This is a genomic window from Planomonospora alba, from assembly GCF_039534085.1.
Lineage (GTDB): Bacteria > Actinomycetota > Actinomycetes > Streptosporangiales > Streptosporangiaceae > Planomonospora_B > Planomonospora_B alba.
The window spans coordinates 1-18,335 of the sequence record NZ_BAAAUT010000069.1 but is presented as its reverse complement, the minus strand read 5'-3'; the positions used below and the strand labels follow the sequence as shown (position 1 = coordinate 18,335).

Annotated in this window: 20 protein-coding genes; 12 read left to right on the top strand and 8 right to left on the bottom strand. The window is 73.3% G+C overall.

What is annotated here, in order from left to right; genetic code table 11:
- The first annotated feature begins 13 nt into the window (after positions 1 to 13).
- Entirely contained in the window at positions 14 to 841 is an 828-nt protein-coding gene (locus ABD823_RS29820) for a hypothetical protein (RefSeq protein ID WP_344865430.1), read from the top strand.
- Positions 842 to 2,048: 1,207 nt separating this feature from the next.
- On the opposite strand, the gene ABD823_RS29815 is transcribed toward ABD823_RS29820, so the two are convergent.
- Together ABD823_RS29815 and ABD823_RS29810 are read right to left on the bottom strand one after the other, a co-directional pair.
- A complete protein-coding gene (locus ABD823_RS29815) occupies positions 2,049 to 3,083 on the bottom strand; it encodes a hemolysin family protein (RefSeq protein ID WP_344865428.1) in 1,035 nt (344 codons plus the stop codon).
- Entirely contained in the window at positions 3,080 to 4,561 is a 1,482-nt protein-coding gene (locus tag ABD823_RS29810; protein ID WP_344865426.1) for a hemolysin family protein, read from the bottom strand. Before ABD823_RS29810 ends, ABD823_RS29815 begins: the two co-directional genes overlap by 4 nt.
- Positions 4,562 to 4,889: 328 nt before the next feature.
- Here ABD823_RS29810 and ABD823_RS29805 point away from each other — a divergent pair, with 328 nt between their 5' ends.
- Complete coding sequence (locus tag ABD823_RS29805) at positions 4,890 to 6,125, top strand: LCP family protein (RefSeq protein ID WP_344865425.1); 1,236 nt, start codon at positions 4,890 to 4,892, stop codon at positions 6,123 to 6,125.
- 24 nt (positions 6,126 to 6,149) lie between these two features.
- Here ABD823_RS29805 and ABD823_RS29800 read toward each other — a convergent pair whose 3' ends face one another.
- Positions 6,150 to 6,794, bottom strand: coding sequence for a GOLPH3/VPS74 family protein (locus tag ABD823_RS29800; protein ID WP_344865424.1), 645 nt, complete (start codon positions 6,792 to 6,794; stop codon positions 6,150 to 6,152).
- 160 nt (positions 6,795 to 6,954) lie between these two features.
- Between ABD823_RS29800 and ABD823_RS29795 the strand changes: the two genes are divergently transcribed.
- The 4 genes from ABD823_RS29795 to ABD823_RS29780 all read left to right on the top strand — a co-directional run bounded on the left by ABD823_RS29795 (position 6,955) and on the right by ABD823_RS29780 (position 10,245).
- The gene (locus ABD823_RS29795; RefSeq protein WP_344865422.1) at positions 6,955 to 7,524 is read left to right on the top strand and encodes a DM13 domain-containing protein; all 570 of its coding nucleotides are present in this window, start codon (positions 6,955 to 6,957) and stop codon (positions 7,522 to 7,524) included.
- A gap of 40 nt (positions 7,525 to 7,564) precedes the next feature.
- Positions 7,565 to 8,170, top strand: a complete 606-nt coding sequence (locus tag ABD823_RS29790; RefSeq protein WP_344865420.1) for a TenA family protein — start codon at positions 7,565 to 7,567, stop codon at positions 8,168 to 8,170.
- 103 nt (positions 8,171 to 8,273) lie between these two features.
- Entirely contained in the window at positions 8,274 to 8,606 is a 333-nt protein-coding gene (locus ABD823_RS29785; RefSeq protein WP_344865457.1) for a rhodanese-like domain-containing protein, read from the top strand.
- 280 nt (positions 8,607 to 8,886) lie between these two features.
- Entirely contained in the window at positions 8,887 to 10,245 is a 1,359-nt protein-coding gene (locus ABD823_RS29780) for a purine-cytosine permease family protein (RefSeq protein WP_344865418.1), read from the top strand.
- Between the two features lie 125 nt (positions 10,246 to 10,370).
- Here the strand turns inward: ABD823_RS29780 and ABD823_RS29775 are convergent, their stop codons facing one another.
- Positions 10,371 to 10,952, bottom strand: coding sequence for a methylated-DNA--[protein]-cysteine S-methyltransferase (locus ABD823_RS29775; protein WP_344865416.1), 582 nt, complete (start codon positions 10,950 to 10,952; stop codon positions 10,371 to 10,373).
- Between the two features lie 285 nt (positions 10,953 to 11,237).
- On the opposite strand from ABD823_RS29775, the gene ABD823_RS29770 reads away from it, so the two are divergent.
- Positions 11,238 to 11,666 (top strand): ATP-binding protein, encoded by a 429-nt coding sequence (locus ABD823_RS29770; RefSeq protein WP_344865455.1) that lies wholly within the window; start codon positions 11,238 to 11,240, stop codon positions 11,664 to 11,666.
- Between the two features lie 54 nt (positions 11,667 to 11,720).
- Here ABD823_RS29770 and yidC read toward each other — a convergent pair whose 3' ends face one another.
- From yidC to ABD823_RS29755, 3 genes are all read right to left on the bottom strand, one after another.
- Complete coding sequence (yidC, locus tag ABD823_RS29765; protein ID WP_344865414.1) at positions 11,721 to 12,416, bottom strand: membrane protein insertase YidC; 696 nt, start codon at positions 12,414 to 12,416, stop codon at positions 11,721 to 11,723.
- 156 nt (positions 12,417 to 12,572) lie between these two features.
- Positions 12,573 to 12,839: a DUF6412 domain-containing protein gene (locus ABD823_RS29760; protein ID WP_344865412.1), complete on the bottom strand. Its 267-nt coding sequence runs from the start codon at positions 12,837 to 12,839 to the stop codon at positions 12,573 to 12,575.
- 7 nt (positions 12,840 to 12,846) lie between these two features.
- The gene (locus ABD823_RS29755) at positions 12,847 to 13,014 is read right to left on the bottom strand and encodes a hypothetical protein (RefSeq protein WP_344865410.1); all 168 of its coding nucleotides are present in this window, start codon (positions 13,012 to 13,014) and stop codon (positions 12,847 to 12,849) included.
- 224 nt (positions 13,015 to 13,238) lie between these two features.
- Here ABD823_RS29755 and ABD823_RS29750 point away from each other — a divergent pair, with 224 nt between their 5' ends.
- Positions 13,239 to 13,934, top strand: coding sequence for a response regulator transcription factor (locus ABD823_RS29750; protein WP_344865408.1), 696 nt, complete (start codon positions 13,239 to 13,241; stop codon positions 13,932 to 13,934).
- Positions 13,931 to 15,139: a sensor histidine kinase gene (locus ABD823_RS29745; RefSeq protein WP_344865406.1), complete on the top strand. Its 1,209-nt coding sequence runs from the start codon at positions 13,931 to 13,933 to the stop codon at positions 15,137 to 15,139. The genes ABD823_RS29750 and ABD823_RS29745 overlap by 4 nt, the downstream gene beginning before the upstream one ends.
- 22 nt (positions 15,140 to 15,161) lie before the next feature.
- Here the strand turns inward: ABD823_RS29745 and ABD823_RS29740 are convergent, their stop codons facing one another.
- Complete coding sequence (locus ABD823_RS29740; RefSeq protein ID WP_344865404.1) at positions 15,162 to 15,767, bottom strand: hypothetical protein; 606 nt, start codon at positions 15,765 to 15,767, stop codon at positions 15,162 to 15,164.
- 260 nt (positions 15,768 to 16,027) lie between these two features.
- Here ABD823_RS29740 and ABD823_RS29735 point away from each other — a divergent pair, with 260 nt between their 5' ends.
- The 3 genes from ABD823_RS29735 to ABD823_RS29725 form a co-directional block, all read left to right on the top strand.
- Positions 16,028 to 16,381 carry an STAS domain-containing protein gene (locus ABD823_RS29735; RefSeq protein ID WP_344865402.1) on the top strand — a complete coding sequence of 118 codons (354 nt, stop codon included), beginning with the start codon at positions 16,028 to 16,030 and terminating at the stop codon, positions 16,379 to 16,381.
- An 80-nt stretch (positions 16,382 to 16,461) separates the two neighbouring features.
- On the top strand, positions 16,462 to 17,160 hold the full coding sequence (locus tag ABD823_RS29730) for a glycosyltransferase family 2 protein (protein WP_344865400.1): 699 nt from the start codon (positions 16,462 to 16,464) through the stop codon (positions 17,158 to 17,160).
- A 61-nt stretch (positions 17,161 to 17,221) separates the two neighbouring features.
- Positions 17,222 to 18,335: MptA/MptB family glycosyltransferase (locus ABD823_RS29725; protein ID WP_344865398.1), on the top strand; the 1,114-nt coding region annotated here is incomplete at its 3' end.

Sequence of the window (18,335 nt, the reverse complement as noted above, 5' to 3'; positions counted from 1 at the left end):
GGAGGAGGACGACATGAGCGCATGGGCTGGGCCTGCTGATTTCCCACCCGAGGGCCCCATGTTGCCCGATGGCCGCATGTTGGCGGTGCTGCATGGTGAGCTGGAACCGTATCCCTGGCGGACCCCATCGGAAGCCGCTGATGCGTACGGGCTCTTCTACGATAGGTCGGAGGCGTTGGGATGGCTCACATCAGGCGATGACTGCTCCCCACAGGGCAGCTGGTGGATGAACGACGCGGGGCAGCCCGAGGACCCGAGTGCGTGGCTGCCACAAATCGCGTGGTTTCAGGTTGAGGTCACCCATCCGCTGCACCCGGAGCGCCCGCTGCCGACTCAGGCGTTCCTGAACTGCATCGATGATGTGATGGCCCGCATGGGGACGCTGAACCTCAAGGCCGTGCAACTGCTGCTGCCCCTGCCGAAGCTGGGCGACCCGGCCCGGCACTCTTCCGGGAGAGCCCTTGGAGTGCTTCGGCAGGCCGCTGCTTGGCTGGCAGATAGTCCGCCAAGCAGAAGCGCGCGCGTCTGGGTGACCCTCGACAGCGGACAGGATCCAGCCATCATCACCGCAGCGCCCCACATGCGGGAGCGGATACAGGAATTACGGCAGCACGCCTTCCTGATGAGTTCCGCTGCCGGAATAGAAGAGGACGCGCCGGTCCTGGAGCCTGCCGTCCTGGACAGCGCGTGGCCTGGGCCTTCCAAGCATCGGGCTGCCTTTCACGGCAGCCTGGCGGAGTGGTCGCTGGACGCCGTGGGATGGCTGGCCGGCTTCCTGTCCGAAGTCGCAGCCGAACACGATGTGTACACGCCCCTGTTGTTCACCGCCATCAAGGCCTGATACCCGCAGGGTGTAGCTCGCTCTGAGGGAGCAGCTGAGCTGGGGGTTCGTGGTCCGGGCTGGTTGAGTAGCAAGCCACGCCTTACCTTCTGAGGCAAGGCGGTGATGGCGACGGGTTCGTTGCCGGAGGAACCAGCGCGGCGGATCTCCTCGGCCCGGGAACGGGCCGAGGAGATCCGGGAGCGGATCGAGCAGGCTGTGCCGGTGGCTGGCCGAGGCGGAAGAGCCGGTGTCCCTTCTGGTGATCATGCGTGAAACGGCGGCGGAGATCCTGGGCCAAGCGGCCGGCCCGCTCCCGTAGCCGCCCGGCACCGTCGTCGCGGGCTATCCGGACCCCGTGGACGAGGCAGGGGCACCGGACCGGGATCCCGGGTTCCGCGAATCGTAGACAAACGAGGCTCCTAAACTGGCGTTTGACCTGGGAGGATGGGCATGGATCGACTGGCGAGCGTGTGCCTGCACGCTCGCCTCATGCTCTCGCAGGTCAGCCTCCTACGCTCTCCCCTACCCCTGCGTCGGTCCTGGCTTGCCGTACGAAACCCGTCCCCGCAGAGGGCACACGCGGCATTCGGCTGCCCGTGTGCCTACCTTCTGCGGAACCCGGGGTGCTGTCCGGTGAACAATCCACCGGCTCATGCCCGGCTCTCGGAAGATGATCTCTGTTAGCCCGGAAATCCGGGCGGCGGATCCTCGCTGTCGGTGCTGATCAGAGGGTTTCGTCGGTGCCCCACGCGAAAGCGGCCCCGGTTGGTCGCGGATCTTCGATCCGCTTCCACCGGGGCCTTCTCGTTGTGCGCTCCAGGGGACGACCCCCTGGAGCCCCCGGCATGGGGGCTTGGCCCCCGCGCCCCGCCGCGCCCGGGCCGGGGCGGGTCCCCTTTCTCCGGGCGCGTTCCCCGGGCGCGGGACGGGTCCCGGGATCCCCGTGCGGCCGGAGATCCCCTGTCTCCCTGTGATGTCGCCTCCCCTGGTCCCGCGCGGCGTGGTCCCGGGTCCGGGATGCCGTTCCGCCTCCAGGTGTAGCGGAACGCTCTTGCCGGGGACTTTCGGACGGCTTGCGGGCGGATCCCGAGCTGGGACTTTTACGCTCTCAGTGAAAAACGGGCCGGAGGAGTGACTCCTCCGGCCTGTCCGTAATCCGGCCGGTTGTCCCGGCTGCGGTCCGGGACAACCGGCCCCGGACCGCCGATCCGGGACGGCGCCGCCGTCAGCGGGCGACGGGCACCTTGACGTCCAGGAGCTCGCCGAGCAGATCGGTCAGGCTCACCATGCCGACGACCCGGTCCGCCGCGTCCGTGACGAGTCCCACATGGGCGTGGGCGTCCTGGAGGGCGGCGACCGCCTCGGAGACGGTCGTGGCCGCGGCCAGGCGGGGCACCGGGCGGGCCAGCTCCGCGGGGCTCGCCTCCGGCCGCACCAGGACATCCCTGACGTGCAGGACGCCCAGGATGCCGGAGGGGTCCCCGTCGCCCACCAGCAGGCGCAGACGGCCGCTGTCGGCGGCGGTGCGCCGTACCTCGGCGTCGGGGGCGTCGGGGGCGACGCGGACGGCCTCCCCGATGGGGAGCATCACCCGCTCGACCGGCTGCTGGTGGACCCGCAGGGCCCGGGTGAGCAGGTCGTGCTCGTCACGGTCCAGCAGGCCCATCCGGCCGGACTCGCCTACCAGCATGGCCAGCTGGACAGGGGTCCTGGTGGTGGCCAGCTCGTCCCGGGCGTGCACGCCGAACAGCCGGAGAACGGCATTGGTCATGCCGTTGAGCGCCGACAGCACCGGCCGGACCAACCGGGTGAACCCGCGGAACGGCAGGGCCAGGCCCATCGCCGCGGCCTCCGGGTGGGTCAGCGCCCACGACTTGGGCGCCATCTCACCCACCACCATGTGCAGGAAGGTGACCAGGGCCAGCGCGATCACCAGCGCGATGGGCACGCGCAGCGACTCGGGCACCCCGGCCGCGCCGAAGACCGGCTCCAGCAGGTGCTCGATGGCCGGTTCGGTCACCATGCCCAGGCCGAGCGAGCACAGGGTGATGCCGAGCTGGGCGCCGGCGAGCATCAGGGAGAGCTCCCTGCCGCTCCGTACGGCGGTGCGGGCGACGATCCGGGTGAACCGGCCGCCCCTGGCCCCCCGCTCCTCCAGGCGGTGCCTGCGGGCGGAGATGACCGCGAACTCGGCGGCCACGAAGAAGGCGTTGCCGATCAGCAGGACCACGCCGAGCAGCAGGGCCGCGGAGGTGCTCATCGCCGCTCCCCCCGCCCGGCCCTGGCCATGACCTGCCCGGCCCGTCCGTCCTGACCGTCCTGATCGTCCGTCGCACCGGCGGCCGGCGCGGACAGGCCGACCTGACCGGCACGGTCCGCTCCGGTCTCCGGCCGCCCGTCGCCGCCGGTCTGCGCGAGCCGTACCCACTCGGGGACCCTGCGGTGGACCGAGAGCACCGTCAGGACCGCGTCGGCCTCGGCCGGGCCGTCGTCCTCCAGCGGGTCGTTGTCCATCGTCAGGGTGACGGTCACCTCGTCGCCGGGCTCGGCCATCCGGCCCAGCAGGGCCAGGACCAGGCCCGCGACGGTGTCGTAGTCGTCGCTCTCCGGAAGCGAGAGGCCGGTGGCCCGCTCGACCTCGTCGACGCGGAGCGCGCCCGGGACCTCCCAGACGCCGTCCCCGGCCGCGACGACCCCGACGGGTTCCGGGTCGTTCTCGTCGACCAGCTCGCCGACCAGCTCCTCGGCGAGGTCCTCGACGGTGACCACGCCGGCCAGCCCGCCGAACTCGTCGATGACGCAGGCCAGGTCGTCGCGGGCGGCGCGCATGCGCTCCAGCACGACCGGGAGCGGCAGCGAGTCGGGGACCAGCAGGGCCGGGCGGGTGATCCTCTCCAGCGGGCCGTCGGCCAGCCCGGACCGGAGCAGCTCGCGCACGCCGGTGACGCCGACCACGTCGTCGCCGGAGTCCCTGCGCAGCACCGGGTAGCGGGAGTGGCCGTGCTCGCGCACGGCGTCGATCAGGTCGGAGATGGGGCGGTCGTCGCGGAGCAGCACCACGCGGGGGCGCGGCACCATGACGTCCTCCGCGGTGCGGTCGCCGAACTCCAGCGCCCGCTCCAGCAGGTCGGACAGGCGCGGCGGGAGGTCGCCGGTCTCACCGGACTCGGCGATGATCCGGGACAGCTCCTCGGGGCTGGCGCCGTGCTCGACCTCCTCGACCGGCTCCACGCCGACCTTGCGCAGCAGGCCGGTGGCGGCGGAGTCGAACAGGCGGATGACCGGTCCGGCGATCTTGAGGTAGACCAGGGTCGAACCGGCGAGGAACTTGGCCACCGGCTCCGGCGTGGCGATGCCGAGGTTCTTGGGGGCGAGCTCGCCGAAGACCATCTGGATGGCGGTGGCCACCGCGACGGCCAGCGCGATCGCGACGCCCGGGACGGCGGCCGAGGGGACGCCCGCGGCCTCGAGGCCGGGGCGGATCACGGTGGCGATGGCGGGCTCGGCGATGAAGCCGACCAGCAGGGCGGTGACGGTGATGCCGAGCTGCGCGCCCGAGAGCATGAAGGACAGGCGTCCCGTCACCTGCAGCGCGCGTTCCGCGGCGGCGTCGCCCGCGTCGGCCTGCTCGCGCAGCACGCCGCGGTCGGCGGCGACGAAGGCGAACTCCTGGGCGACGAAGTAGCCGGTGGCGAGAGTCAGAAGCAGTACGGCCAGCAGGCCGAGAGCCGTGGTCACCGGGCGGCTCTCCCGATCAGATCAGTGGGGCCCGTGCGCTCGCACGGGCAGGTACTCCACGGGTCCGGACTGGACACGGTCATCCTTTCGAGCGGTTGTCGTCCTCTACGGTAACGATCGGGGCGTGATCGATGTTTCCGGCCTGCCCGACGATCAGGTTCGCAACTGTCCAGTACCCTTCTGTGTACTTTTCCACGGGGAAACCTTGACGACGCCTCTACGCGCGTGAGCACGGCGAAGTAGCGTCGATGGTGACGATTCCCTCGTTTCCGCGGCGGATCGGGGACGCGGACGGAGAAGGTGCTTCGAGACGTGGCGGAGATGCGACATGGGTGACTGGCAGAAGGACGACGACCGCACCCGTGCGCTGAGGTCGCCCGACCCCTCTCCCGTGGCACGGGAGGAGACCGTGCCCCGGGCGGTGTCCCGGGTCTACGGCAAGGCGCGCGCGGGCGGCGGGCCCGTCAAGCCGCTCCCGGGCTCGTCCGGTGCCCTCGGTGCCGCGGCGGCCGCCTCCCCGGGCGGCTCCTCCGGCGGACCGTCCGGCGGCTCCTCCGGCGGGCGGGGCGGTCTGCGCCCGCCGGGCGCGGGCGTGCGGCCGAAGGGTCCCAGGCGGCCGGGCCGGCTGATCGCGCGGATCCTGGCGGGCCTGCTCGCCGCGCTGCTGGTGCTCGCCGTCGCCGGCTTCTTCGTGATCGACTCGCGGCTGGAGCGGATCGAGGCGCTCGGCGACTACGAGGGGCGCCCCGCGGACACCCCCGGCACGAACTGGCTGCTGGTCGGCTCCGACAGCCGCGAGGGCCTGACCAAGGCCGAGCGCAGGAAGCTCGCCACCGGCAGCTCCGTGGGCCGCCGCACCGACACGATGATGCTGCTGCACATCCCCGAGGGCGACGACCGCCCGACCCTGGTGAGCCTGCCCCGCGACTCCTACGTGCCGATCGACGGCCACGGCAGCGACAAGCTCAACGCCGCCTACGCCTACTCCGACGGCGGTCCCGCGCTGCTGGCCAAGACGGTGGAGCAGGTCACCGGGATCCGGATCGACAACTACATGGAGATCGGCTTCGGCGGCTTCGTCGACATCGTGGACGCGGTCGGCGGCGTCGAGATCGACGTCAAGCAGAACATCAAGGACCCCAAGGCCGGGATCGACCTGAAGAAGGGCGTGCAGACGCTGGACGGCGGCACGGCCCTCGGCTACGTCCGCACCCGCGCCACCGGCGCCATCCCCGACCTCGACCGGACCCAGCGCCAGCGCCAGTTCTTCGCCGCCGTGGTGAAGAAGGTCGCCAGCCCCGGCGTCCTGCTGAACCCCTTCACGTCCGTGCCGCTGGCCCTGGCCGCGACCGACTCGGTCAAGGTCGGGGAGGAGACCGGCACCTTCGACCTGCTCTCCCTCGCCCTGGCGATGGGCGGCAACCCCATCACCACGGTCGTGCCGGTCGGTTCCTTCCCCACCGTCAACGGCCAGTCCGTCGTCAAGTGGGACCGGGAGAAGGCGCTGCGCATGTTCAACGCCCTGGCCGAGGACAAGCCGGTCCCGAAGGACGTGCTGAAGTAGGCGGGGCCGCCCGCGGAGGGACGGTCAGCCGCCGGCCGCTCCCGCGACGGCGGCGATGACCGCGGTCGCGGCGGCCGCGTTGATCGAGGCGATGACCTTGGCCACGGCCTCGCCCGCCCACTCGCCCTCGATGATCTCCTTGACGCGCTCCTTGCTCGCGCCGGGGAACGCCCTGCGGTCGATCCCGGCCGCGTGCAGTACGGCGAGCAGCACGGCCACCCGCTCGTCGGGCATGCCCCCGGCGAGCACGCCCTCGACCCGCTCACGGAGATCCCGTTCGATCCGCGGGTCGCGCTCGGGGTAGCGGGTGCCGGGGAAGACGCCCAGGATCTTGCGGTGCTCCTCGCGCAGCACGCCGCGCTCGGCCAGCCCGGTGAGCAGGCGCTTGCGGAGCCTGGCCGAGTTGAACCGGTAGACCCAGGTCTCGGGCCTGCGCTCCCTGCGGTCCTCCGCGATCCGGGCGAGCGAGGCGTCCAGTTCGGCGTTCCCGAGGGGGGTCGTGTCCTTGACCGTCACTTTCTTCTTGTCCAGGTCGATCCGGCCGTTGACGGCGAGCTCGGCCAGGACGGCCCCGCCGAGGGCGGCGTCCAGCTGCGTGGAGGAGACCAGCGGCTTTCCCTCGGCCTCCTCGTGGGCGAGGAGGAGGACTTCTTCGGCGATGGTGATCATGCCTTCGACCCTACGCCGGACGGCGCGCCGCGGGCACCCCCGGCGTTCCGGTACGCGGGCGCCGGACGCCGGGCCGTAAGCACCACGTAACGATCACCGCCGGGGCGCGGGCGTACGTTCGGTTCGTGATCCGATCTGCCGTACGGAGGACGCCGTGAGAATGAGGAGACTGCTCCGCCACCCCGCCACCAGGGTGATCGCGGGGATCGGCGCGGTCGCGCTGGCCGTCGCCCTGTACCTGTTCCAGCCGTGGCGGTTGTTCACCACCGTCGAGGTGGACGAGGCGCCGCCGACCGCGGCCGCCGCCCCCGCCTCCTCCCCGGCGCCGGCCGCGACCGGGACGGGTCCGGCCGCGGGCCCCGCGCAGGAGCCCGCGACGGGGCCGAAGACCCTGGCGACCGGCACGTTCGTCTCCCACGAGCACGACACGAGGGGCACGGCGAAGGTCCTGGAGCTGGCCGACGGCAGCCGGGTGCTCAGGATCGAGGACCTGGACACCTCCGACGGCCCGGACCTGCGGGTCTGGCTGAGCGACCAGCCGGTCAAGGAGGGCCGGGAGGGGTGGTTCAACCTCGACGACGGCGAGCACCTGGAGCTGGGCGGGCTCAAGGGGAACAAGGGGAACGCCAACTACGCCATCCCCGCCGGCGCCGACCTGGACGCCCTGCGGACCGTCACCATCTGGTGCAAGCGCTTCAGCGTCTCCTTCGGCGCCGCCGCCCTGACCTGACCGGCCCTCCGAGGGCGGGCTCTGCCACAATCCTCCGCCTATGAGCATCTCTGAGGAACTCCACGCCATCGGCCGCCCCCTGCTCGACGCCCAGCTCGCCCACCCGACCGTGCGGGGGATCGCCCGGGGCGACCTGCCCGAGCCGGTGTTCCGGTCGTGGCTGGAACAGGACTACCTGTACCTGCTGGACTACGTCCGGGTCTTCTCCCGGCTGGCCTGGCAGGCGCCCGACGGTCACCTCGGTGACCTGGTGGACCTGGCCCACTCGACCTTCCACGACGAGCTGAACCTGCACCGCTCGCTGTCGGCCGAGTTCGGCGCCGACCTCGAAGGCGCGCGCAAGGGGCCGGCGTGCGCGGCCTACACCGCGTTCCTGCTGGAGGCGGCCGCCGACTACGCCGACGGGCTGGCCGCGCTCTACCCCTGCATGTGGGGCTACTCCACGCTGGGCCGCATCCTGGCCGAGGACCCACCGGCCGAGCCGCGCTACCGCGCCTGGGTGGACACCTACGCCCACCCGGACTTCGCGGCGCTGACCCGGCGCATCGCCGTGATGCTCGACGAGGCCGACCCGGATCCGGCGCGGGCCAAGAAGCTGTTCACCGAGGGGATGGCCCACGAGCTCGCCTTCTGGGACGTGCCCTGAGGCCCTCCGCGGCGGCCGCCTCCGGCCGCTCGCGGCCGCGCCCCGGCCGGGATCCGGGGCGGCTCCCCCGAACCGGGGCCGGGCACTCCGCCGACCAGGCATGATGTGGTGCATGAGTGTTCCTGAGGTCGAGGTGCAGGCCGTACCCGATGGGGCGTTCCTGCTGGACGTGCGCGAGCACGACGAGTGGCGGGCGGGGCACGCGCCGACGGCCGTGCACATCCCGCTGGGTGAGTTGCAGGCCCGCGTGGCGGAGATCCCCGGAGACGTGCCCGTCTACGTGGTCTGCCGGGTGGGCGGGCGCTCCGCGCACGCCGCGGCGTGGCTCAACCACGTGGGCCGGGAGGCGATCAACGTCGGGGGCGGCATGCAGTCCTGGGCCTTCGCGGGCCGTCCGATGGTGAGCGAGAACGGCCAGGATCCGTTCGTGGCCTGAGGGCGGCGCCCCGGCCCGGGGCCTCCTCTCCCGCCCGGCGGGGCCCGGTCCGGCACGTCCCGGTCCGGCGGGCCCCGGTCCCGCCGGACCGGGGCCCGCCGGGGGGACCCTTGCGGGGCATGGGGCCGATGGCATAATTCGGGGCGATAAGTGTCTACCGCGGGAGCTCGGGCGGAGCCGGGCTGAGAGGGCGGAAACCACGCGGAGGGCCGGAACGGCCTCCCACGCGCCGCCGACCGCATGAACCTGTCCGGGTAATGCCGGCGTAGGGAGCGCGCTGATGGCGTCCGACGTCACCGATTCCACGCATGCCGACAGGCGTGCCGAAGCCCCCCTCACCCTCGACGAGGCCCCGCCGAAGACGCTGGGCGTGCTCGACCAGGGCGCGTTCTGGGCCAACCTGGGCGTCAGCCTGCTCGGCTTCTCCTTCGCGCTCTTCCTGATCAATCCGCTGCTCGACGACAACCCGCTCACCTTCTCCGCCGCCCTGCTGGCCTCCCTCGTCGGCAGCCTGGTCGGCACCGCCATGGTCGGCCTCGCCGCGGTGCCGGGGGCGCAGACCGGCCAGCCCGCCATGGTCCTGCTGCGTGGACTATTCGGCGCGCGGCTCTCGTACGTTCCGACCGTGCTGAACATCGTCCAGATGATCGGTTGGGGCGCGTTCGAACTCTGGGTCATCGCCCAGGGCGCTCAGGCGATCTTCGGGGTGTCCGTTCCCTACGCGGTCTGGGTGATCGCAGCGGGGGCGCTGACGACCGCGCTGACCATCTATCCCCTGGGCGCGATCCGGCTGATCCGGCGTTTCATCACGGCCGGAGTGATCGTCTCGATGCTCTGGTTCGCCGTGTTCTTCATCCGTGACACCCCCGCCCAGAACGGCGGCTCCTGGGACGCCTTCGCCCCGGCCGTGGACTTCGTGATCGCCCTGTCGGTGTCGTGGGTGCCTGTCGCGGCGGACTACGCCCGGCACTCCCGCTCCAGCCGCGCGGCCTTCACCGGCGTCGTCGGCGGCTACACCGTCGCCCAGGTGGCCTGCCTGGCGGTCGGCGTCTACGCGGTGGCGCTCGCTGGACACGCCGCAGTGCTGGAGCAGGGGACGGCCGTCTTCGCCCCGTTCGTGGCGGTCCCGCTCGGTGCGCTGTTCTTCGGCATCCTCGTGCTGCGTGAGACCGACCAGTCGTTCGCGAACGTCTACTCCACCGCGATGTCGCTGCAGAACCTGATGCCCGCGGTGGACCGGCGCGTTTTCTCCGTCGCCATCGGTGTGCTGACCACCGGCGTCGCGCTGGTGGTCGACGTCAACTCCTACGGGGCCTTCCTGAGCATCATCGGCGCGGTGTTCGTGCCGATGTTCGGCGTGCTGGCGGTCGACTACTTCCTGCTCGGCCGGGGCAGGAACTGGGACACCTCGGAGACCGCCCCCTCACGCTGGCTCATGGTGCTCCCCTGGCTGCTCGGTTTCGTGACGTGGTGGCTCTTCGCGGACCTGTCGAACGTCCCGCCGTGGTGGGCGGAGGTGTGGACGGGGGCTCGCGGCGCCCTGGGCTTCGAGCGACAGCTGTGGATGAGCGCCGCGGTGGGCTCGTTCGCCGTATCGGCGCTGGTCACCTTCGGCGTCGGTGCGCGTCGCCGCCACTGAGGCCTCTCCTCGCCGCGTCGCCTTCCCGGCGTGGAGTTCCTCGGTTCGCCCGCGGGCACCGGTGCTCCGGACGGTCCGCGGGCGGTGGCTCTCCCGGGCGGGCGGCGTACCGGCGGCCGGGTCCCTCAGGTCCGCGGGCGGTTGCGGCCCTCGATGCGCAGCAGCCGCTCCTTGGCGACCGGGCCCCCGGCGTAGCCGCCGAGCACGCTCTCGTTCTCGACCACCCGGTGGCAGGGGACGATCACGCACACCGGGTTGGCGCCGAGCGCGTTGCCGACCGCGCGCAGCGCCCGCGGCCGGCCGATCCGCTCGGCGATCTCCCGGTAGGTGGTCACCGCCCCGTACGGCACGGCGAGCATCATCTGCAGCACGGTCCTGGCGAACGGCGTGGCGAGCTGGAGGTCCACGGTGGTGGTGAACGTGCGCAGGCGCCCGGAGAAGTAGGCGTCCAGCTCCCTGCGGACGGGGTCGAGCCGCCGGGGGTCGGGCCCGATGAACGCGCTGACACCCCGGGCGACGCGCTCGAAGACGACGTTCTCGTCCTCGTAGCTGCAGGCCGCCACGCCCCGGGAGGTGACCGCGAGGATCAGCCGGCCCACCGGCCCGTCGTGGGTGCCGAACGCCACGTCGGGATGGCGGTCCCCGACGTATGTGGGCGAGGTCACCCGGAGCAGCGCGTCGAGATCATCGGATGACCCGGCTGACATGGCCCCACCCTTTCCGTGCAGGCGTGTGGTGACGGCAGCGTATCGGAGGTCTCACCTGGGCAGGTACGCCCAGGTAAGGCGCGACACGCCCGGCCCCGGTTACCGTGCGTGACACGCCGGGGCGGTAAGACGGCGGCAATGGAAGCGCCGATCTATTGTCGAGCGTGCACAAGCTGTAACCGCCACGCGGTTTCTATGACTATCTAACGGGGCATTTCGGTCGTACTGGGGTGTGCTCCTCAGGGGGAACAGGGATAGGGGGAGGTGAGTCCGTCGAGCGTCGTCATGTTGCCGTATGCACCGTCCAGCGTGGCCGTCGCACGTCAGTACCTCAGCTCTGACCTGCAGGAATGGGGCGTCTGCGAGACCGTGATAGATGACGCCGTGCTGGTGGTGAGCGAGCTGCTGAGTAACGCGCTCCGGCATGCGCACCCCCTGCCGTCCGGGCAGATCAAAGTCTCGTGGCAGTGCACTGATGGACACGTAGAGGTAGCGGTGAGTGACGGTGGGTCCGCCACCGAGCCGCGCGCCGGGAGGGCCGCGCTCTCCTCGCTGGGCGGCAGGGGACTCGGCATCGTCGAATATCTGACGGATAACTGGGGGGTCAGGCACGACGGGGACGTGACCACGGTCTGGGCGCTGGTCGCCACCCCCGATCCGGTGGGCGGCGGTCGCGCCTCCCTGCCCGAGCCGGCCCTGCGGGAGTACATCTGACCGCGGGGCGCCGCAGGGCCGCCGGCCGCGAGGGCGGGGAGGCGCGGACCCGGATCAGGCGGCCGAGAGGGAGGGGCGGTACAGCACCGCCTTCTCGGCGGCGGTCCAGGCCGTCGTGACCAGGAGGTAGATCCCCGCCGCGAGCGGCAGCACGGCGGCCACCAGGACGGTCCCGAACGGGAGCAGCGGCATCAGCCTGCGCAGGGCCTCCGGCTGGACCTCCTCGCCCAGCGTGCGCCGGATCCGGCGCGACGTGACCGCCGCCACCGCCAGCAGGAGCAGGAAGAGCCCGGCGAACACCAGCGTCGGTCCGCTGAGCAACCCGAACCCGGCGACCGCGCCCGCGAACTGCTGACCCAGCGGCACGCCGAACAGCCCGTGGGTGAGCAGCGCGTTCGCCTTGCCGGCGATGGCCGAGGAGACGGAGACCTGGTACACGACCATGAGGAACGGCGCCTGGGCCAGACCCGGCAGGCAGCCGGCCAGGGGCGAGGTCCTCTCCCGGGCGTACAGGGCGGCCAGCTCCCGGTGGAGCCGCTCGGGGTCGCGGCCGTACCGGTCCCGCAGCCTGCGCACCCGGGGCGCGAGCCGGCGGCGGGCACGCTCGCCCCTGGCCTGCATGACGCTGAGCGGCAGCAGCAGGAGCCTGACCGCGACGGTGAACAGCACGATGGCCGGCGCGGCGGAGCCCAGCGGCCCGGCGAGCGCGGTGATGAGGTCGGCGGTGAACACGAGGACGGGATCGAACATCGGGGAGCCCTTCTGACGGATACGGAGATCAGCACAGAAGGCGCCCGCGGCCGAGGCGTCCCGGCGGTCGCGGACGACGGGGCCGTGGAGGCCCCCGGTCACCGGACGCGGGGACGCGCCCTCGGAGGGTTCACATGGAGGCGTGTCTCCGGGGGTTCACGCGGGCGCCGGACCCGCCGATGGCGCCCGCGGCCGGGGGCGGCCGGGCGCGCCGGGGTCGCACTGCCGTACGGGGACCGGCCGGGTGGCCCGGCCTCCTCCCGGCGGCCGCGGGTCCGTCCGGGTCCCGGCGGAGGAGGGCAGCGCACGCAGCGCCCACGCGAGGAGGAGCGCGCCCAGCCCGGCCACGGCGGTCGCCGTCAGGGCGCCGCCGTCGGACAGCAACCAGACGGAGAGCGTCTGGAGCACGAGCAGGGGGTTCACCTACGGGTCACTTGGAGGATCTGCCCACGGCCGTGACCAGGGCGACGACGGCGAAGGCCACCACCGCCAGCACGAGCAGGAGCTTGAACAGCCCGAACAGGGCGGGCAGCACGAGCCCGAACACCACGTAGAGCGCGAGGAGGACGCCCAGGACTGCCATCACGATACGACCCATGGCCCCACCGTACGCCGGACGGCGCTCCGGTGCGGGCTCCGGCGCATAACGATGCGCGCACCGGACGGGCGCACACCGGACGGGTGCGCGGCGGACCGGTGCGTGCGGCGGGTTCCGGACGGGGGCGGCGGGACCGGTGCGCGCGGCGGGTCCGCCGGGGCCGCGCATCCCGCGGAGCGGTGACGGGACGCCCGCCCGGGCGCCGTGCGGCCTACCGTTGAGGGATGAGCGCGCGGATTCTGGTGGTCGAGGACGATCCCACGGTGGCCGAGGTCGTGGCCCGCTACCTCGAACGCGACGGGCACCGCGTCGAGTGCGTCGGCGACGGCGCCGAGGCCCTCAGGCGCGCGCTGGCGGACCCGCCCGACCTGATGGTGCTCGACCTGATGCTGCCCAGGATGGACGGCCTGGCGGTCTGCCGGAAGCTCAGGGAGCGCCGGCCGGTCCCGGTGATCATGCTGACCGCGCTCGGCGAGGAGATCGACCGGGTCGCCGGCCTGGAGACGGGCGCCGACGACTACGTCACCAAGCCCTTCAGCCCCCGCGAGCTGGCGCTGCGGGTCCGGTCGGTGCTGCGGCGGGCGCGCGGCGCCTCCCTGCCCGGCGGCACGGGCGTGCTGCGGGACGGCGAGCTGGTGGTCGACCTGGGCGTGCACGAGGTACGGCTCGCCGGCGCGCCGGTCACGCTGACCGCCCGCGAGTTCGACCTGCTGGCCCACCTGATGCGCAACCCCCGCCAGGCCTTCAGCCGCGCCACCCTGCTCGACCAGGTCTGGGGGTGGTCGTTCGGCGACTCCTCCACGGTGACGGTCCACGTCCGCCGCCTCCGGGAGAAGATCGAGGCCGACCCGACCGCTCCCCGGCGCATCGTCACCGTCTGGGGCGTCGGCTACCGCTACGAGCCGGTGGCGCTGCCGTGACGCCGGACGGCGCGGCCGTCCCCGGGAGCACCGGGATCACGGCGATCTCCGGGATCCCCGGGATCACGGAGATCGCCGCGGTCACCGCCGGGCTCGGCCTGCTGGTCGCGGTGGCCGGGCTGGGCGCCATGCGCCTGCTGCGGGAGCGCTCGATCGGGGTGATGCTCGCGGTGGTCGCCGCGGTCCCCGTCGTGGCGACGGTGGCGGGCGTGGCGGCGATCACCCTGAAGATGGTCATCGAGGGCGACTCCCGGGACATCGTGCTCAGCGTGGTCGCGGTCGGGGGCCTGGTCGGCCTGGGCGTGGCGGCCGTGCTCGCCAGGCGGGTCGTGGCCGCCAGCCGCAGGCTCGTCGACGCCGTGCAGGCCGTGCCCGACTCCGGCGTCTTCACCCGGCCCGCCGGCCTGCCCGCGGAGCTCGGCACGATCGCCGCCGCGCTGGAGGACGCCCACCGGCGGATCGGCCTCGGCCGCGAGCGCGAGCGCGCCCTGGAGGGCGCCCGCCGCGAGCTCGTCGCCTGGGTGAGCCACGACCTGCGCACCCCGCTGGCGGGGATGCGTGCCATGGCCGAGGCACTGGAGGACGGCGTGGTCACCGACCCGGAGACCGCGGCCCGCTACCACGCCCGGATCCGGCTGGAGGTGGACCGCCTGGCGGGCATGGTCGACGACCTGTTCGAGCTGTCCCGGATCCACGCCGGTGCGCTCCGCCTGTCCCGCAGCCGGGTGGGCCTCGGCGACCTGGTCGCCGACACGCTGGACGGGGTGGAGCCGCTGGCCCGCGCCAAGGGCGTACGGCTGGCGGGCGCAGTGGACCCGGTGGACCCGGCGGACCCGGCGGACCCGGTGGTGCCCGTCCAGGCGGACCCGGGAGAGCTCTCCCGGGCCCTGCGCAACCTGGTGGTCAACGCGGTCCGGCACACCCCGGCCGGCGGCACGGTCTCGGTCCGCGCGGCGGCGGAGGACGGGTGGGCGTGCCTGTCGGTGGCCGACTGCTGCGGGGGCATCCCGCCCGAGGACCTGCCGCGCGTGTTCGACGTGGCCTTCCGCGGGGAGGCCGCCCGCAGCCCGCGGGGGGACGGCGCGGGGGCCGGGCTCGGCCTGGCGATCGCCCGGGGCATCGTGGAGGCCCACGGGGGCGCCATCGGCGTCGTCAACGCCGGGCCCGGCTGCCGCTTCGAGATCCGCCTCCCGCAGGCTCCCTGAGCGGGCACCGGGGGCGGCCGGATCAGACCGGCATGTCCCCGACGATCCTGCGGGACACCGTCAGCGCGGGGGCCTCGCCCTCCGGCTGGGCCGGGACCATGAGGGTCACCTGGACCTCGCCGCCGGTCCCGGCGCCCGCGGCCGCCGCGCCGGCTCCCGGCCCGGTGGCCCCGACGGCGCCGGAGGCCGCGGCGTCCGCGCCGGAGCCCGGACCGGCGGGGGAGGACGCGGACGACCCGCCGGAGGAGGGATCCTGCAGGGCGCCGAAGGTCTCCGCCATCGCGCGGAAGGTCGGGCAGGGCCAGCGCCACATGCAGCTCCGGCAGCGCAGGATGGGGTGCGCCGCGTCGCTGGTGATGCCGCCCGCGTCCCGGGGCTGGTGGAGGTCGAGGAGCCGGATCCCGAGCGAGGCGAAGTCGAGCAGCTCCTGGCGTGCTCCCTCCAGGAAGTCGAGGTCCGCGCTCGTCAGGCGGGTCCGGATCGGCACGAAGCCCTCGCGGTTCACCAGGCCGCGCAGGGAGTGCGTCGCGTCGTGCCACGAGGTGGAGCGGGTGGCACGGGTGAGGGTGGACTCCAGGCGCGCCCGGAGTCGCTCTCGCTGGGGATCCTCAGGAAGATCGTTGTTCATCGAAGTCGCTTGGCCCGTTTCTACTCGGCGTCCGTCGTCGTACGCGGTGCATCGACGGTCGGGAGGTTCCGGGCCTCCCCCCTCTCCGGCTGAGCCGGTGTTGCACAGGGTCAAGCTTCGCGCACCGAGGGTCCGCGTGAGGGGAGAACGGAGGACAAAGGGCCGGGAAGTCATAGCCCCGACAGGCAAAACCTTGCACAGGACACCCCCTGGGGCGAGAGAACGTGACCCGGGGCCGCCGCGCCGCTAGTGTGCCCGCTGTGGAGCTAAAAGTCTCATCTCGGTCTCACGGTGATCACGCGATTGTGACCATTGTGGGAGAAATCGACCTATATACCGCGCCTCGTCTGCAGTCCGAGCTCACCCGGATCCTCGACGAGAGCGCCCCGGCCTTCATGGTCATCGACATGTCCGGGGTGGAGTTCTGCGACTCGACCGGCATGAACGTCCTGCTCTCCGCGCACAAGCGGCTGCGCGAGCGCGACGGCGTCCTGGAGATGGCGGCGCCCCGGCCCGCCGTACGTAAGATTCTTCAGGTCACCGGTCTCGACTCGGTGTTCACCATCCACGAGGCGGTGCCCGAGGGACTGCCGGCGGCCGAACCCCAGGTGTGAGCCGCCCCGCCGGGGCGCGGGACGGGCGGTGGCGCCCACGCGGCGACCGGCGGACGAGGCGATCTGCGGAAGAAGGCGGCATGACCGGTACAGCAGTGATCATTCCGGCCAAGAACGAGGCCGAGCGGATCGGTGCGACCGTGGCCGCGGCCAGGGCCCTGCCGTACGTGGACCTGGTCGTCGTCGTGGACGACGGCTCGACCGACCGGACGGGCCTGGTGGCCAGGGCCGCCGGCGCCCGCGTCGTACGGCACAGCCGCAACCGGGGCAAGGCCGCGGCGATGGAGAGCGGAGCCGAGGCCGTGCGCCTGCTCGACCCGGAGGGCGGGCAGCCCCGGCACCTGCTCTTCCTCGACGCCGACCTGGGGGAGACCGCGCACACGGCCGCGCCCCTGATCGAGCCGGTCAGGGCGGGTGAGGCGGACATGACCATCGCGGTCTTCGCCACCCGGGTCAAGCTGGGCGGCCACGGCTTCGTGGTACGGCTGGCACGCCAGGGCATCCAGCGCGCCACCGGCTGGACGCCCGCCCAGCCGCTCAACGGCCAGCGCTGCCTGACCCGGGCCGCCTTCGAGGCCGCCCGGCCCCTGGCCCGCGGCTTCGGCGTGGAGACGGGCCTGACGATCGACCTGATCCGCAGGGGGTTCCGGGTCCGCGAGGTCGAGGTGGAGATGGCGCACCGGGCCACCGGCACCGACTGGCGGGCCCAGCTCCACCGGACCCGGCAGTTCCGCGACGTCGCCCGCGCCCTGCTGGCCCGCAGGGTCCTGCGGGTCTGACCCGGAGGACCCCGGTCCGGCCGTGCTCCGGGCACCGCGCCGGATGTGCTGGAATTTGCGGGTGACTCAGGACACGGCGGTGGCCGGCGGACCCGCGCGGCGCGGTCCGCGTGACGCCCCGGCCGGGCTCGCCCCGGTGGCGATCGCGCTCTCGGCCGGGCTGACGGTCCTGATCGGCCTGCTGGGCCCCTCGGCCATGGTGCCGCACCTGCCGGGCCCCTCCTGGCAGCCGCCGTACTCGCTGCAGGCCGGGCCGGACGGCCACCTGGTGATCGCGCTGGCCGCCGCGGCGATCGTGCTGGGCGGGCTCGGCCTGGCGGCCGGCCTGCGCTCCGCGTGGCGGCCCGACCCCCGCCGGCTGCTGCTGTCCGGGTCCGCGGCGGCCGCGCTGCTCGCCTTCCTGCCGCCCTCGGGCTCGGCCGACCACCTCAACTACGCCGCCTACGGGCGGCTGGCCGCCCTGGGCCACGACCCCTACGCCGTGGCGCCCGCCGCGTTCCCCGCGGACCCGGTCGCCGGGGCGGTGGAGGAGTGGACCGGGGTGACCAGCGTCTACGGCCCGGTGGCGACCGCCGTGCAGGCGCTGGCCAGCGCGGCGGGCGGTGACTCGGTCCGGCTGACCGTCTTCGCGATGGCGCTGTTCAACGCCGTCGCGTTCATCGGGACCGCGCTGCTGCTGCACCGCCTCACCGCCGCCGACCCCGCCCTGCGGCGGCGGGCGGCGCTGCTGTGGACGGTCAACCCGCTGATGCTCTACCACCTGGCCGCCGGGATGCACGTCGACACCATGGCCGTGGCCTGCATGACCGCCGCCCTGTGCGCCTTCGCGGCCGCGGGCGGGACGGCCCGGCACGCCGCCTCCGGGGTGCTGCTCGGGCTCGGCATCGGGGTCAAGCTCAACGCCGGGCTGGTCGCGCTCGGTCCCGCCTGGGAGCTGCGGCGCGCGCCCGGCAGGCTCGCCGTGGTCGCGGGCACGGCGACGGCCACGGTGGCGGCCGTCTACGCCGCCGCCGGGCCGCACGTGCTGGACCAGGTGGGCGCCGCGGGCCGGAAGGTCTCCCTCGCCACCCCGTGGCAGCAGGTGAAGACCGGCCTCCAGGCGCTGTTCGGGCCGGGCGCCTACACGGTCTGGATCCAGGCCGGGTCCGTGCTGCTGCTGGCGGTCCTCGCCTGGC